Raw genomic sequence first — 13467 nt, forward strand, 5'->3', positions numbered from 1 at the left:
AGCATCTGTGGCCAAGTTTTTAAGGGCGCACGGTGGATGCCTTGGCACCAGGAACCGATGAAGGACGTGGGAGGCCACGATAGTCCCCGGGGAGTCGTCAACCAGGCTTTGATCCGGGGGTTTCCGAATGGGGAAACCCGGCAGTCGTCATGGGCTGTCACCCGCTGCTGAACACATAGGCAGTGTGGAGGGAACGCGGGGAAGTGAAACATCTCAGTACCCGCAGGAAGAGAAAACAACCGTGATTCCGGGAGTAGTGGCGAGCGAAACTGGATGAGGCCAAACCGTATGCGTGTGAGACCCGGCAGGGGTTGCGTATACGGGGTTGTGGGATCTCACTTGACCGGTCTGCCGGCCGGTCGGCGAGTCAGAAACCGTTGATGTAGGCGAAGGACATGCGAAAGGTCCGGCGTAGAGGGTAAGACCCCCGTAGTCGAAACGTCAGCGGCTTGCTTGTGAGACACCCAAGTAGCACGGGGCCCGAGAAATCCCGTGTGAATCTGGCGGGACCACCCGTTAAGCCTAAATATTCCCTGGTGACCGATAGCGGATAGTACCGTGAGGGAATGGTGAAAAGTACCGCGGGAGCGGAGTGAAATAGTACCTGAAACCGTGTGCCTACAAGCCGTGGGAGCGTCGCTATGCAGCTTGCTGTGTAGTCGTGACTGCGTGCCTTTTGAAGAATGAGCCTGCGAGTTTGCGGTGTGTTGCGAGGTTAACCCGTGTGGGGAAGCCGTAGCGAAAGCGAGTCCGAATAGGGCGTTTTAGTAGCGCGCTCAAGACCCGAAGCGGAGTGATCTAGCCATGGGCAGGCTGAAGCGGAGGTAAGACTTCGTGGAGGGCCGAACCCACCAGGGTTGAAAACCTGGGGGATGACCTGTGGTTAGGGGTGAAAGGCCAATCAAACTCCGTGATAGCTGGTTCTCCCCGAAATGCATTTAGGTGCAGCGTCGTGTGTTTCTTGCCGGAGGTAGAGCACTGGATAGGCGATGGGCCCTACCGGGTTACTGACCTTAGCCAAACTCCGAATGCCGGTAAGTGAGAGCGCGGCAGTGAGACTGTGGGGGATAAGCTCCATGGTCGAGAGGGAAACAGCCCAGAGCATCGACTAAGGCCCCTAAGCGTACGCTAAGTGGGAAAGGATGTGGAGTCGCAGAGACAACCAGGAGGTTGGCTTAGAAGCAGCCACCCTTGAAAGAGTGCGTAATAGCTCACTGGTCTAGTGATTCCGCGCCGACAATGTAGCGGGGCTCAAGCGTACCGCCGAAGTCGTGTCATTCCAGCATATACGCCCAACGGCGGCTGGGATGGGTAGGGGAGCGTCGTGTGCCGGGTGAAGCTGCGCCGGAAGGCAGTGGTGGACGGTTCACGAGTGAGAATGCAGGCATGAGTAGCGATACATACGTGAGAAACGTGTGCGCCGATTGACTAAGGGTTCCTGGGTCAAGCTGATCTGCCCAGGGTAAGTCGGGACCTAAGGCGAGGCCGACAGGCGTAGTCGATGGATAACCGGTTGATATTCCGGTACCCGCTGTGAAGCGTCAAACATCGAATCCAGTGATGCTAAGGCCGTGAAGCCGCCCTGATCTCTTCGGAGTTGAGGGGAGTGGTGGAGCCGCCGGCCCGATCTGGTAGTAGGTGAGTGATGGGGTGACGCAGGAAGGTAGTCCAGCCCGGGCGGTGGTTGTCCCGGGGTAAGGGTGTAGCCCGAACGATAGGCAAATCCGTCGTTCATGAGGGTGAGACCTGATGCCGAGCCGATTGTGGTGAAGTGGATGATCCTATGCTGTCGAGAAAAGCCTCTAGCGAGTTTCATGGCGGCCCGTACCCTAAACCGACTCAGGTGGTCAGGTAGAGAATACCGAGGCGTTCGGGTGAACTATGGTTAAGGAACTCGGCAAAATGCCCCCGTAACTTCGGGAGAAGGGGGGCCACACCTGGTGATGATCTTTACGGTCTGAGCTGGGGGTGGCCGCAGAGACCAGCGAGAAGCGACTGTTTACTAAAAACACAGGTCCGTGCGAAGCCGTAAGGCGATGTATACGGACTGACGCCTGCCCGGTGCTGGAACGTTAAGGGGACCGGTTAGTCACTCTTCGGGGTGGCGAAGCTGAGAACTTAAGCGCCAGTAAACGGCGGTGGTAACTATAACCATCCTAAGGTAGCGAAATTCCTTGTCGGGTAAGTTCCGACCTGCACGAATGGCGTAACGACTTCTCGACTGTCTCAACCATAGGCCCGGTGAAATTGCACTACGAGTAAAGATGCTCGTTTCGCGCAGCAGGACGGAAAGACCCCGGGACCTTTACTACAGTTTGATATTGGTGTTCGGTTCGGCTTGTGTAGGATAGGTGGGAGACTGTGAAGCGGGCACGCCAGTGTTCGTGGAGTCGTCGTTGAAATACCACTCTGGTCGTGCTGGATGTCTAACCTGGGTCCGTGATCCGGATCAGGGACAGTGTCTGATGGGTAGTTTAACTGGGGCGGTTGCCTCCCAAAGGGTAACGGAGGCGCCCAAAGGTTCCCTCAGCCTGGTTGGTAATCAGGTGTTGAGTGTAAGTGCACAAGGGAGCTTGACTGTGAGACTGACGGGTCGAGCAGGGACGAAAGTCGGGACTAGTGATCCGGCGGTGGCTTGTGGAAGCGCCGTCGCTCAACGGATAAAAGGTACCCCGGGGATAACAGGCTGATCTTCCCCAAGAGTCCATATCGACGGGATGGTTTGGCACCTCGATGTCGGCTCGTCGCATCCTGGGGCTGGAGTCGGTCCCAAGGGTTGGGCTGTTCGCCCATTAAAGCGGTACGCGAGCTGGGTTTAGAACGTCGTGAGACAGTTCGGTCCCTATCCGCTGTGCGCGTAGGAGTCTTGAGAAGGGCTGTCCCTAGTACGAGAGGACCGGGACGGACGAACCTCTGGTGTGCCAGTTGTCCTGCCAAGGGCATGGCTGGTTGGCTACGTTCGGAAAGGATAACCGCTGAAAGCATCTAAGCGGGAAGCCTGCTTCGAGATGAGGACTCCCACCCCCTTTGAGGGGTTAAGGCTCCCAGTAGACGACTGGGTTGATAGGCCAGATATGGAAGCCCTGTAAGGGGTGGAGTTGACTGGTACTAATAGGCCGAGGGCTTGTCCTCAGTTGCTCGCGTCCACTGTGTTGGTTCTGAAACAACGAACAGTTGTGTCGGCTGAACAGCTCTACTTCAATTGAAGAGTGTGCTTGTTCGCTGCCCTGTTTGAGATCCCGCTTTTGCGGCGGGATATTTCATAGGGTTTCGGTGGTCATAGCGTGAGGGAAACGCCCGGTTACATTCCGAACCCGGAAGCTAAGCCTTACAGCGCCGATGGTACTGCAGGGGGGACCCTGTGGGAGAGTAGGACGCCGCCGAACAATCTTTGGAGGACCCTTGGTCCCAGCGTTCACGCTGGGACCAAGGGTCCTTTTTGTTTTTGCTCGAAGAGCGCCGGCTACGCGGCTGCGTCAGAATGACTGCGGTACCGAAGACTAGGAGTCACCCATGTCCACCAACTCTCCCGACGAGCGACCGGAGCGCGACCAGCGCCGCCGGGATGGTGGCGACCGGGGTGGATACCGCGGTGGGCCACGTCGCGACAACGACCGCGGCCCGCGCCGTGACGACAACCGTGGCGGCGACCGCCCCGGCTTCCGGCGGGATGACCGTGACCGCAACGACCGCGGTGACCGGGGAGGATTCCGTCGCGACGACCGGCGCGACGACCGCCGTGACGGGGACCGCCCCGGCTTCCGCCGTGACGACAACCGTGGCGGAGGCGGCTACCGCGGACGTGACGACCGCGACAACGGACGCCCCTCCTTCCGCCGCGACGACCGGCCCGGCGGGTTCCGCCGCGACGACCGGCGTGACGACCGCGGTGGCAACGACCGTGACCGTGGCGGCGACCGGGGCGGTTTCCGCCGTGACGGCGACCGCCCCACGTTCCGCCGTGACGGGGACCGGCCGGCCTTCCGCCGCGATGACCGTCGGGACGACCGGCGTGATGACCGCCGTGACGGTGACCGTCCGGCGTTCCGTCGGGACGACCGCCGGGACGACCGGCGTGATGACCGTGACCGTGGTGATCGTGGTGGGTTCCGCCGTGACGACCGTGGCGGCAACGAGCGCGGTGGCTTCCGCCGCGATGACCGGCGCGACGACCGCCGTGACGGCGACCGTCCCAGCTTCCGCCGTGACGACAACCGTGGCGGCGACCGCCCCGGCTTCCGGCGGGATGACCGTGACCGCAACGACCGCGGTGACCGGGGCGGGTTCCGCCGCGACGACCGGCGCGACGATCGCCGTGATGACCGCCGCGACGGCGACCGTCCGGCGTTCCGTCGGGACGACCGCCGAGATGACCGGCGTGATGACCGGCGTGATGACCGTGACCGTGGTGATCGTGGTGGGTACCGCCGTGACGACCGTGGTGGCAACGACCGCGGTGGCTTCCGCCGCGACGACCGGCGCGACGACCGCCGCGACGACCGACGTGATGACCGCCGCGACGGCGACCGCGGTGACCGTGGAGGCTTCCGCCGCGACGACAACCGTGCCGGAGGCGGCTACCGCGGCCGCGACGACCGTGGTGGCCGTGACGACCGCGGCCGTGGCCCCCGTCGTGACGACAGCCGTGGGCGGCCCGGTGGGTTCCGTGGGCGGGACGACCGCGGTGACCGCGGTGGGTTCCGGCGCGACGACCGCGAGCGGGACCGCGAGCCGATCAAGCGGCTGCCGATCCCGGACGACGTCACGGGCGACGAGATCGACCAGGACGTACGGCAGGAGCTGCAGAGCCTGCCGAAGGGACTCGCCGAGGACGTCGCCAGGAACCTGGTGATGGTCGCCAAGCTCATCGACGAGGACCCCGAGCAGGCCTACGGCTACTCCAAGGTCGCGCTGCGGCTCGCCTCGCGCGTCGCCGCCGTACGCGAGGCCGCGGGCTTCGCGGCGTACGCGAACCAGAAGTACAGCGAGGCGCTCGCCGAGTTCCGGGCCGCGCGGCGCATGACCGGTGGCGTGGAGCTGTGGCCCGTCATGGCGGACTGCGAGCGTGGGCTCGGGCGGCCCGAGAAGGCGCTCGACATGGCCGGTGCGCCCGAGGTGCACAAGCTCGACAAGGCCGGACAGGTGGAGATGCGGCTCGTCGCCGCAGGCGCCCGGCGCGACATGGGGCAGCTCGACGCCGCCATCGTCACGCTGCAGAGCCCCGAGCTGGCCTCCAGCTCCGTGCAGCCCTGGACCGCCCGCCTGCGGTACGCCTACGGAGACGCGCTGCTCGCGGCCGGCCGCGAGGACGAGGCACGCGAGTGGTTCGCCAAGGCCATCGAGGCCGACAAGGACGGCAGCACCGACGCCTCCGACCGGCTCGCCGAGCTGGACGGCGTCGAGTTCGTCGACGCGCTCCAGGGCGACGAGGCCGAAGCCGGGACCGAGGTGACGGAGTCCGCGGACGCCGAGCCGGAGAAGCCGCGGCAGGCGGAGTCGGCGGCTCCCGAGGCTGTCGACGCCGACCCGGCGGATGACGTCGACGCCGATGTCGCCGACGACGACGTGGTTGTCGCCGATGACGGCGAGGGTGTCGAGCGCGACAAGGACTGATGGCGGTCGCCGCCGCGGCCGTGAGGGTCGTGGCGGCGTCCGAAGGTGAAAGGGGCGGGTCTCCGGTCGGAGGCCCGCCCCTTTGTCGTACGTACCGTCTGTCGCCGTACCGACTGCTGTCAGAAAGCCAGGTCGCGCAGGACCAGGCCCGTCGCGGGCTTCGGGCCGAACGACGTCGACTTGCGGGGCATCGTGACGCCCTGGCGGGCCAGGTCGCGGACGACCTCCTCACGGACCGGGTGCATCAGCACCGCCGTGCCGCCCTCGCGCTCGGCCTTCTCGACCGTCGCCTCCGTGTGGTGGATGTACGCGATGTGCTCCGTGTCGTCCGGGATGCGCCAGAGGTGGTCGAGGAGTGTGGCGTGCAGGACCGTCGCGTCCAGGGTGCGCCAGGCCTCCGGGCGGCCGAGGGGGATCGTGCGGGCCAGCAGGGCGGGGTCGGGGCGGTCCACGAGGTGGTACGAGCCGTCGCCCGCCAGGAGGAACGCGTTGCTCTCGGACACGGCGTCGCCGAGGGCCGCCCTCGCCTCGGACAAGGAGCACTCCAGGGTGCGTACCCGGAACGACTCCGCGAGCGCGGCCAGGGCCTCGGCGACCGGGAGCCGGTGCAGATAGCGGTGGATCGCGCGGACCCGCAGCGGATAGCGGGCCGTGTCGACCAGCAGGACCAGGCCGAAGTCCCACGGACTCGGCGAGGCGTGCTCGGCGCGCAGCCGGAGGTTCGTGGCCCAGCGGTGGTGGCCGTCGGCGATGAGAGCCTGGTGGTGGGCGAGATCTGACTGGATTTCAGCGATCTCGGCGGGGTCGGTCACCGCCCACAGACGATGGCTGAAGCCGTCCTCGGTGGTCGTGGAGAGCAGCGGCTTGTGGTGCGTCGCACGCTCTATGGCGGCCGCCGCGCCGCCCGTCGACGCGCCGCCGGGGTAGGTGAGGAGCAGCGGCTCCAGGTTCGCGGCCGTCGCGCGCATCAGGGCGGCGCGGTCCTCGACGACGTGCGGCATGACGTCCTCGTGCGGCAGGACGATGCCGTCCGCGGGCTCGGACAGGCGCAGGGCGCCGATGATGCCGCGCTGGAGTATGCCGTCGCCCCGCTGCTCGTACACGTACAGGCCGGGGATGGGGTCGGGGGCCAGGATGCCCTCGGCGAGCCAGTCGTGGAGGGTGTCCGCGGCCTGGCGGTTGCGGTCCTCCGGAGTGGTGGCCTGCGGCAGGATCAGACGGACGATGTTGTGCGGGTCGGACGACTCCAGTTCGAGGAGCCCGTCCGGCCGCACGACCACGTCGTACGGCGGTGAAGTCACGGCGGCGAGGGAGCCGACCCGTTCGGAGTCGTACCGCACCCCCCGGAACGGGATCAGGTCGAGGCCGTGGACGTCCGTGTGACCCGCTGTGTTCATTAGTGCATCGTAAGTGTGTCAGTGGCATGAGCGATGATCGGGGGAGTGGAATTAGCGAGGAGAGATGCGTAATGAGCCAGACCGGCAACCCGGGTGGGAATCAGCGTGTGCGGACGCGTCCCGCGGGCAGTGAGCGGGCGCTGAGCGAGAGCTACGACACGGCGCTGCTCGACCTCGACGGGGTCGTGTACGCGGGTGGGAAGGCCATCGCGCACGCCGTCGAGTCGCTGGCGACGGCCCGGTCCGGGGGCATGCATCTCGCGTACGTGACGAACAACGCGCTGCGCACGCCGGACGCGGTGGCCGACCATCTGACGGAGCTCGGCATTCCCACCGGCCCGTCGGACGTGATCACGTCTGCGCAGGCCGTCGCGCGGCTCGTGAGTGAGCAAGTGCCCGTGGGGGCGCGGGTGTTGGTGGTCGGCGGGGAGGGGCTGCGGGTCGCGTTGCGTGAGCGTGGGCTTGAGCCGGTGGAGTCCGCCGACGACGATCCGGTGGCCGTCGTGCAGGGGTACGGGGGGCCGGAGTTGGCGTGGGGGCGGTTCGCGGAGGCCTGCTACGCCATCGCGCGGGGGGTGCCGTGGTTCGCGTCCAACACCGACCTGACCATCCCGAGCGGGCGGGGGATCGCGCCGGGGAACGGGGCCGCCGTGGAGGTCGTGCGGATCGCGACCGGGGCGGAGCCGCAGGTGGCGGGGAAGCCGTTGCCCCCGATGCACCGGGAGACGATCCTGCGGACCGGGGCCGAGCGGGCGCTGGTCGTCGGGGATCGGCTCGACACGGACATCGAGGGGGCGTTCAACGGGGGTGTGGACTCGCTGCTCGTCCTGACGGGGGTCACGGACGGGGCGCAGTTGCTGGCCGCTCGGCCTGAGCATCGGCCCACGTATGTGGACGCCGATCTGCGGGGGATGCTGCGGGGGCAGCCCGAGGTGGAGCAGGTGGGCGAGGGGTTTGGCTGTGGGGGGTGGGTTGCCTCTGTGCGGGGGGAGGCGCTTGTGCTTGAGGGGGAGGGGGCTGCTGTGGATGGGCTGCGGGCGTTGTGTGCGGTTGCCTGGGCGGCGGGCGGGGACGGGGTGTGCGGGTTGGACGGGGGGAAGGTGTTGGCTCGGCTGGGGCTTTAGGTTTCCCCGATCCCGCCCCTCCCCGAAGCCGGGGGCTGCGCCCCCGGACCCCCGCTCATCGGCGCTCCGCGCCTCGTCCTCAAGCGCCGGACGGGCTGGAGCGGTGCGGGTGGTGTGGAAGTTACGCTTCCTCGCCGCGCGACAGGAGTTGGTCCTCCGTCGCGCCCTTGCGCCAGTAGCCCGTGAACTTGATGCGTTTGCGATCGAAGCCGCGGTCGGTGACCAGGTGGCGGCGTACTGCCTTGACCGTCGCCGACTCGCCGGCGATCCAGGCGTAGGGGGCGCCGGTGGGCAGGGCGGCGGCGCGGATGGCGGCTGTCGTCGCGCCCTCGCCCGTGAGCCAGGTGATGTCGGCGTCCGCCTTGGTGAGGAGTTCCTGGCGGTCCGCCGGGTCGTGGAGTTCCAGGAAGGCCAGGACCCGGGTCGAGGGCGGGAGTGCTTCGAGGATGCCCGCGACCGCGGGGAGGGCCGACTCGTCGCCGGTCAGGAGGATCCAGTCGGTGTCGGCGGGCGGCCTGAAGTCGTACGCGGCGTTCTCCTCCTCGACCGGGGCGAGGACGCCGACGCGGGTGCCGGGGCGGGCCGTGCGGGCCCAGCGGGACGCGGGACCCTCGGTGGACGGGGCGTCCGGGGCGGGTGCGTGCACGGCGAAGTCGACGATCAACTCGTGCGGGTCGCGGCGCAGTTCACGGATGGTGTACGTGCGCATGATGCCGCGCACGCCGGGGTCCAGGTCCCGCCAGGCCGCGTACCAGTCGGGGGAGTCCGTGTCGGGCATGACCGGCGCGCTCTGGCCCGGCTGCGGCAGGAACACCTTCACGCGCTGGTCGCGGCCGCCCGAGGCCATCGCGGCCACGTCGGAGCCGCCGAAGGCCACGCGGACCATCGACGGCGTCAGACGTTCGGTGCGCAGGACCTGGGCGTCGAAGAACCGGAACGGGGCGTCGGTCATGGGGTGAGCCTTTCTCCTGTGCGCGCTCGTGTGCGCGGTGGCGGGGGTGGCTGTCGCCCCGTTCGGGGCCGCTAGCGCTTGAGCTTCTTCGACTTCTCGATCGCCGCCGCGAGCTGTTCGAGCACGGGGGCGTAACCGGCGTAGCTGTAGCGCTCCTCCATGGACCACGGGACGGTCTGGCCGGCCTTGACGGCGGGCAGCTTGGTCCAGGTGGGCTTCTTCGCGAGCTGGTCCTCGGTCAGCGCCGACGAGCGGTTGTCGACCATGATCAGGTCGGCGTGGTACTTGTCGGCATTCTCCCAGCTGAGGAACTCCCAGAAGCCCCACTCGTCGCTCTTCTTGCCCTCGACGAACTCGACGCCGAGGTCCTTGAAGTAGTTCAGGTCGCAGTAGGAGTCGGGGACGGCGACGTACATCTGCTGGGCGTCGCCCGTCATCGCCATGACCTTCAGGCCGCCGCTGGCCTTCGCGGCCTTGCGCAGGGTCCGCTCGGCCTTCTCGAAGCGGGACTTGGCGGCCCTGACCTTCTGGGACTCCAGGTCCGCGCCGAGCGAGGCGGCGAGGTCGGTGTAGCGCTCGAGGGGTTCGAGGAGGGAGGCGCGGGCGCCGTTGATGCCGACCGTCGGGGCGAGGGCGGCGATCTTCTTGCTGCTCTCCTCGGGGACGAACCAGAGGTTGGGCGGCGGGAACATGTTGCTGATGAGCAGCTCGGGCTTGAGGGCCGCGTACTTCTCGATGTTGAACTGGCCCCAGGTCTCGCCGAGGCTGGTCAGTTTGTCGACATCGAGATCGCCGGCCTGCGGGTTGGGCTTGCCGCCCACGGGCTTGGACGGGCCGAAGACGCCGGTGACCTCGACGCCGTAGTCGTGCAGGGCCGCGGCCGTGCTGATGAACGCCACGATGTTCTTCGGCGTCGAGTCGGAGCGCGCGGTCTTGCCGCGGTCGTCCTTGAAGCTCCAGGCCTTGTCGTCGGAGCCCGAACCCGACTTCTTGTCCTTGTCGGAGTCCTCGCTGCCGCAGGCGGTGAGGACCGCGCCGAGGCCGAGGGCGGCGCCGCCGGTGAGCAGGCCGCGGCGGCTGACACCGCCGGAGGCACGGGCGGGGCTCAGGAGACGGGAGGGGCGGAGCGTGCGCATCAGGCGACCTTCTTCGAGTCTTCCATCGCCTTGGCGAGCCGCTCGATGAGGGGCGCGTATCCGGCGTGGCTGAACTGGGCTTCGTTGAACCAGGGGATGACCTGGTCGGCTTCGGCGGCGGGCAGACGGGCCCACGTGGGTTTGGACTTCCTGAGCTCGGCGGGCTGGAGGTTTCCGGTCCGTTTGTCGACAAGGATCAGGTCGGCCTCGTACCGGTCGGCGTTCTCCCAGCTCAGGTCCTGGAAGAAGCCGCCCTTCGCGGTGCTGGTCGGCGTGACGAACTGGACGCCGAGGTCGCGGTAGTGACGCAGGTCGGTGAAGTCGCGCGGGTCGCCCACGTACATGCGGTCGGCCTGGGCGGCCATCGCGAGGACCCGGACGCCGCCGCGGGACTTCGCCGCCTTGGCGGCCTTGCGGAGCCGCTCGGAGGCGTCCTCGAAACGCTTCTTCGCCGCCGTCACCTTCGCGGCCCGCAGGTCGGCGCCCAGGGACTCGGCGAGTTCGGCGAAGCGGCCGATGGCCTTGGTCAGGGTCGTCCTGCCGGTGAGGATGCCGACGCTGGGCGCGATCGGCAGGATCTTGTCGGCGGACTCCTCGGGGACGTACCAGAGGGTCGGGGAGACATTCATGGTGCTGATGAGCAGCTCGGGCTTGAGGGCTGCGTACTTCTCGATGCTGAACTGGCCCCAGGCGTTGCCGATGACGGTCACCTTGTCGACATCGACACCCGCCGCCTGTACGTCAGGATCGCCGTTCTTGAGCTTGGTGGGGCCGAAGACGCCGGTGCACTCGATGCCGAAGTCGTGCAGGGCGGCGGCCGCCCCGATGTAGGCGACGATGCGGCGCGGCTTGCTGTCGGCCTTCGCCGTTTTGCCGCGGTCGTCCTTGAACGCCCAGGAACCGCCCTGCTTCGAGGAGTTGCCGCCGCCGTCGCCCTTGTCGTCGCCGCACGCCGTGAGCAGCCCGCCGACGCCGAGCGCCGTGCCCGCGCCGAGGAGCGCGCGCCGTGACACGGGCGACGTGCGCGACAAGGGGGCAAAGGGGGGCAGGAGGGTGCGGGGTGACCGAGGAGAGGGGTGTGACCGGGGCATACGTGCTGCTTCTCTCGTCGAAGAGCAATGGGAGGGTAGGCTAACCTAACCACGTGTTGGTCGACAGTCCCCCTGAACCCCGCGCGGAAACCGCTCCCGCGCCGCCCGGCCGCCGCGCGCTCCGCGGTGCCGGGCTCGTCCTGTCCGTCGTCCTGCTGCTGGCCCTGATGGCCGTCAGCATCTCCGTGGGCGCCAAACAGCTCTCCATGGACCAGGTCTGGCACGGGCTGTTCGAGGACTCGGGGACGTACGCCGACGTCGTGGTCGGCGAGCGGGTCTCGCGCACGCTGCTCGGGGTCCTCGCGGGCCTCGGCCTCGGTCTCTCCGGCGCGGTCCTGCAGGCCCTGACCCGCAATCCGCTGGCCGACCCCGGCCTGCTCGGCATCAACATGGGCGCGTCGGCCGCCGTGGTCACCGCCATCAGCTTCTTCGGCGTCACCTCGCTGAGCGGCTATGTGTGGTTCGCCTTCGCGGGCGCGGCGATCGTCGGGGTCCTGGTGTACGCGCTCGGCGGCACCCGCAGCGCGACACCCGTGCGGCTCGCGCTCGCGGGAACCGCGCTGACCGCCGCGCTCACCGGCTACCTCCAGGCCGTGATGATCACGGACAACGCCGCGCTCGACAGGATGCGCTTCTGGACGGTCGGCTCCCTGGCCTCCGCCAAGATGGAGACCATCCAGCAGGTCCTGCCGTTCCTCGCCGTCGGGACCGTGCTCGCGCTCGGCCTCGCCCGGCCGCTCAACGCCGTGGCGATGGGCGACGACACCGCCCGCGCGCTCGGCGCCCGGCTGACCCGCACCCGCGCCCTGTCCATGGCCTCCGCGACGCTGCTGTGCGGCGCCGCGACCGCCGCCTGCGGGCCCATCGCGTTCGTCGGCCTGATGGTGCCGCACATGGTGCGCTCCTTCACCGGGCCCGACATGCGCTGGATCTTCCCCTACGCCGCCGTCCTCTCGCCCGTCCTGCTGCTCGGCGCCGACGTGCTCGGCCGGGTCGTCTCGCGGCCCGCCGAGGTCCAGGTCGGCGTCGTCACCGCGGCCATCGGCGCCCCGGTGTTCATCCTGCTCGTACGACGGCGGAGGACGGCCCAGCTGTGAAGGCGATACGCACCCGCGGCGGGGTCTCGGTCCGCCTCGACGTCCGCACGGCCGTCGTGGTCGTGGCCCTCGTCCTCGCCGCGCTCGTCGCGAGCGTCGTGCTCATCGGCACCGGCGACTTCGACATCCCGACCGCCGACGTCATCCGCACCCTCCTCGGCAACGGCGACCCCGGCCAGGAGTTCATCATCAACGACCTGCGCCTGCCGCGGGTCGTGGTGGGGCTCCTGGTGGGCGCGTCCCTCGGCCTCGCGGGCGCGCTGTTCCAGTCCATCTCCCGCAACCCGCTGGGCAGTCCGGACGTCCTCGGCATCGGGCAGGGCTCGACCTCCGGCGCGCTCCTCATGATCGTGGTCTTCAGCGGCAGCGCGAACCAGGTCGCGGGCGCCGCGCTGGTCGGCGGCCTGGTCACCGGCGCCGCGATGTACCTGCTCTCCTGGCGCGGAGGGGTGCACGGCTACCGGCTCGTCCTCGTCGGCATCGGCATGAACGCCCTCGCCGTCGCCATCAACGGCTACCTGATGACCAAGGCCGACTTCGTCGACGCGGCCCGCGCGGTCGTCTGGATGACGGGCTCGCTCAACGGCCGCGACTGGGACCAGGTCTGGCCGCTGCTCACGCTGTGCGCCGTACTGCTCCCGCTGGTCGTCATGCACGCGCGGCCGCTGCGGATGCTGGAGATGGGCGACGACACGGCGTACTCCCTCGGGGTGCCCGTCGAACGGACCCGCGTCGTCCTCATGGGCGCCGCCGTGCTGCTCACCGCGGCCGCGACCGCCGCCGCCGGGCCCGTCAGCTTCGTCGCCCTCACCGCGCCGCAGCTGGCCCGCCGGCTGACCCGCTCGCCGGGCCCGAACCTGGTGCCCGCCATGTGCATGGGCGCGACCCTGCTGATCGTCGCCGACTGGGCCTCGCAGCGGGCCTTCGGCGCCGACCAGCTTCCCGTCGGCGTCGTCACCGGCGTCCTCGGCGGTGTGTATCTGCTGTGGCTGCTCGTCACCGAGCGCAAGGCGGGGCGCATATGAGTGCCCGCCCGGGCGCCCGCCCCGCTCGGCGG

At 68.3% G+C, this 13467-nt stretch carries 8 protein-coding genes and 2 rRNA genes; 6 read left to right on the forward strand and 4 right to left on the reverse strand.

Annotated features, from left to right (window positions below; translation table 11 throughout):
• Positions 1–9: 9 nt before the first annotated feature.
• From AB6L24_RS10980 to AB6L24_RS10990, 3 genes are all read left to right on the forward strand, one after another.
• Positions 10–3132, forward strand: a 23S ribosomal RNA gene (locus tag AB6L24_RS10980).
• Positions 3133–3269: 137 nt separating this feature from the next.
• A 5S ribosomal RNA gene (gene rrf / locus AB6L24_RS10985) occupies positions 3270–3386 on the forward strand.
• 1357 nt (positions 3387–4743) lie between these two features.
• Positions 4744–5613: a hypothetical protein gene (locus AB6L24_RS10990; RefSeq protein ID WP_405657124.1), complete on the forward strand. Its 870-nt coding sequence runs from the start codon at positions 4744–4746 to the stop codon at positions 5611–5613.
• 119 nt (positions 5614–5732) lie between these two features.
• Here the strand turns inward: AB6L24_RS10990 and AB6L24_RS10995 are convergent, their stop codons facing one another.
• Positions 5733–7010, reverse strand: coding sequence for a DUF1015 family protein (locus AB6L24_RS10995; RefSeq protein ID WP_405654623.1), 1278 nt, complete (start codon positions 7008–7010; stop codon positions 5733–5735).
• A gap of 71 nt (positions 7011–7081) precedes the next feature.
• On the opposite strand from AB6L24_RS10995, the gene AB6L24_RS11000 reads away from it, so the two are divergent.
• Positions 7082–8134 carry an HAD-IIA family hydrolase gene (locus AB6L24_RS11000; protein WP_405654625.1) on the forward strand — a complete coding sequence of 351 codons (1053 nt, stop codon included), beginning with the start codon at positions 7082–7084 and terminating at the stop codon, positions 8132–8134.
• A 121-nt stretch (positions 8135–8255) separates the two neighbouring features.
• Here AB6L24_RS11000 and AB6L24_RS11005 read toward each other — a convergent pair whose 3' ends face one another.
• The 3 genes from AB6L24_RS11005 to AB6L24_RS11015 form a co-directional block, all read right to left on the reverse strand.
• The gene (locus tag AB6L24_RS11005) at positions 8256–9086 is read right to left on the reverse strand and encodes a siderophore-interacting protein (protein WP_405654627.1); all 831 of its coding nucleotides are present in this window, start codon (positions 9084–9086) and stop codon (positions 8256–8258) included.
• Positions 9087–9157: 71 nt separating this feature from the next.
• Positions 9158–10222 (reverse strand): ABC transporter substrate-binding protein, encoded by a 1065-nt coding sequence (locus AB6L24_RS11010; protein WP_405654630.1) that lies wholly within the window; start codon positions 10220–10222, stop codon positions 9158–9160.
• Entirely contained in the window at positions 10222–11253 is a 1032-nt protein-coding gene (locus AB6L24_RS11015) for an ABC transporter substrate-binding protein (RefSeq protein WP_405654633.1), read from the reverse strand. The genes AB6L24_RS11010 and AB6L24_RS11015 overlap by 1 nt, the downstream gene beginning before the upstream one ends.
• A 113-nt stretch (positions 11254–11366) precedes the next feature.
• Here AB6L24_RS11015 and AB6L24_RS11020 point away from each other — a divergent pair, with 113 nt between their 5' ends.
• A complete protein-coding gene (locus tag AB6L24_RS11020) occupies positions 11367–12410 on the forward strand; it encodes a FecCD family ABC transporter permease (protein ID WP_405654635.1) in 1044 nt (347 codons plus the stop codon).
• Positions 12407–13435, forward strand: a complete 1029-nt coding sequence (locus AB6L24_RS11025) for a FecCD family ABC transporter permease (protein ID WP_405654637.1) — start codon at positions 12407–12409, stop codon at positions 13433–13435. The genes AB6L24_RS11020 and AB6L24_RS11025 overlap by 4 nt, the downstream gene beginning before the upstream one ends.
• Positions 13436–13467: the final 32 nt, after the last annotated feature.

This window comes from Streptomyces sp. RK9 (assembly GCF_045070545.1).
Lineage (GTDB): Bacteria > Actinomycetota > Actinomycetes > Streptomycetales > Streptomycetaceae > Streptomyces > Streptomyces alboflavus.

Bases quoted from the DNA above. Each gene is read 5' to 3' on its own strand.
- AB6L24_RS10995 (WP_405654623.1), bottom strand. From the start codon at position 7,010: ATGAACACAGCGGGTCACACGGACGTCCACGGCCTCGACCTGATCCCG.
- AB6L24_RS11000 (WP_405654625.1), top strand. From the start codon at position 7,082: ATGAGCCAGACCGGCAACCCGGGTGGGAATCAGCGTGTGCGGACGCGT.
- AB6L24_RS11005 (WP_405654627.1), bottom strand. From the start codon at position 9,086: ATGACCGACGCCCCGTTCCGGTTCTTCGACGCCCAGGTCCTGCGCACC.
- AB6L24_RS11010 (WP_405654630.1), bottom strand. From the start codon at position 10,222: ATGCGCACGCTCCGCCCCTCCCGTCTCCTGAGCCCCGCCCGTGCCTCC.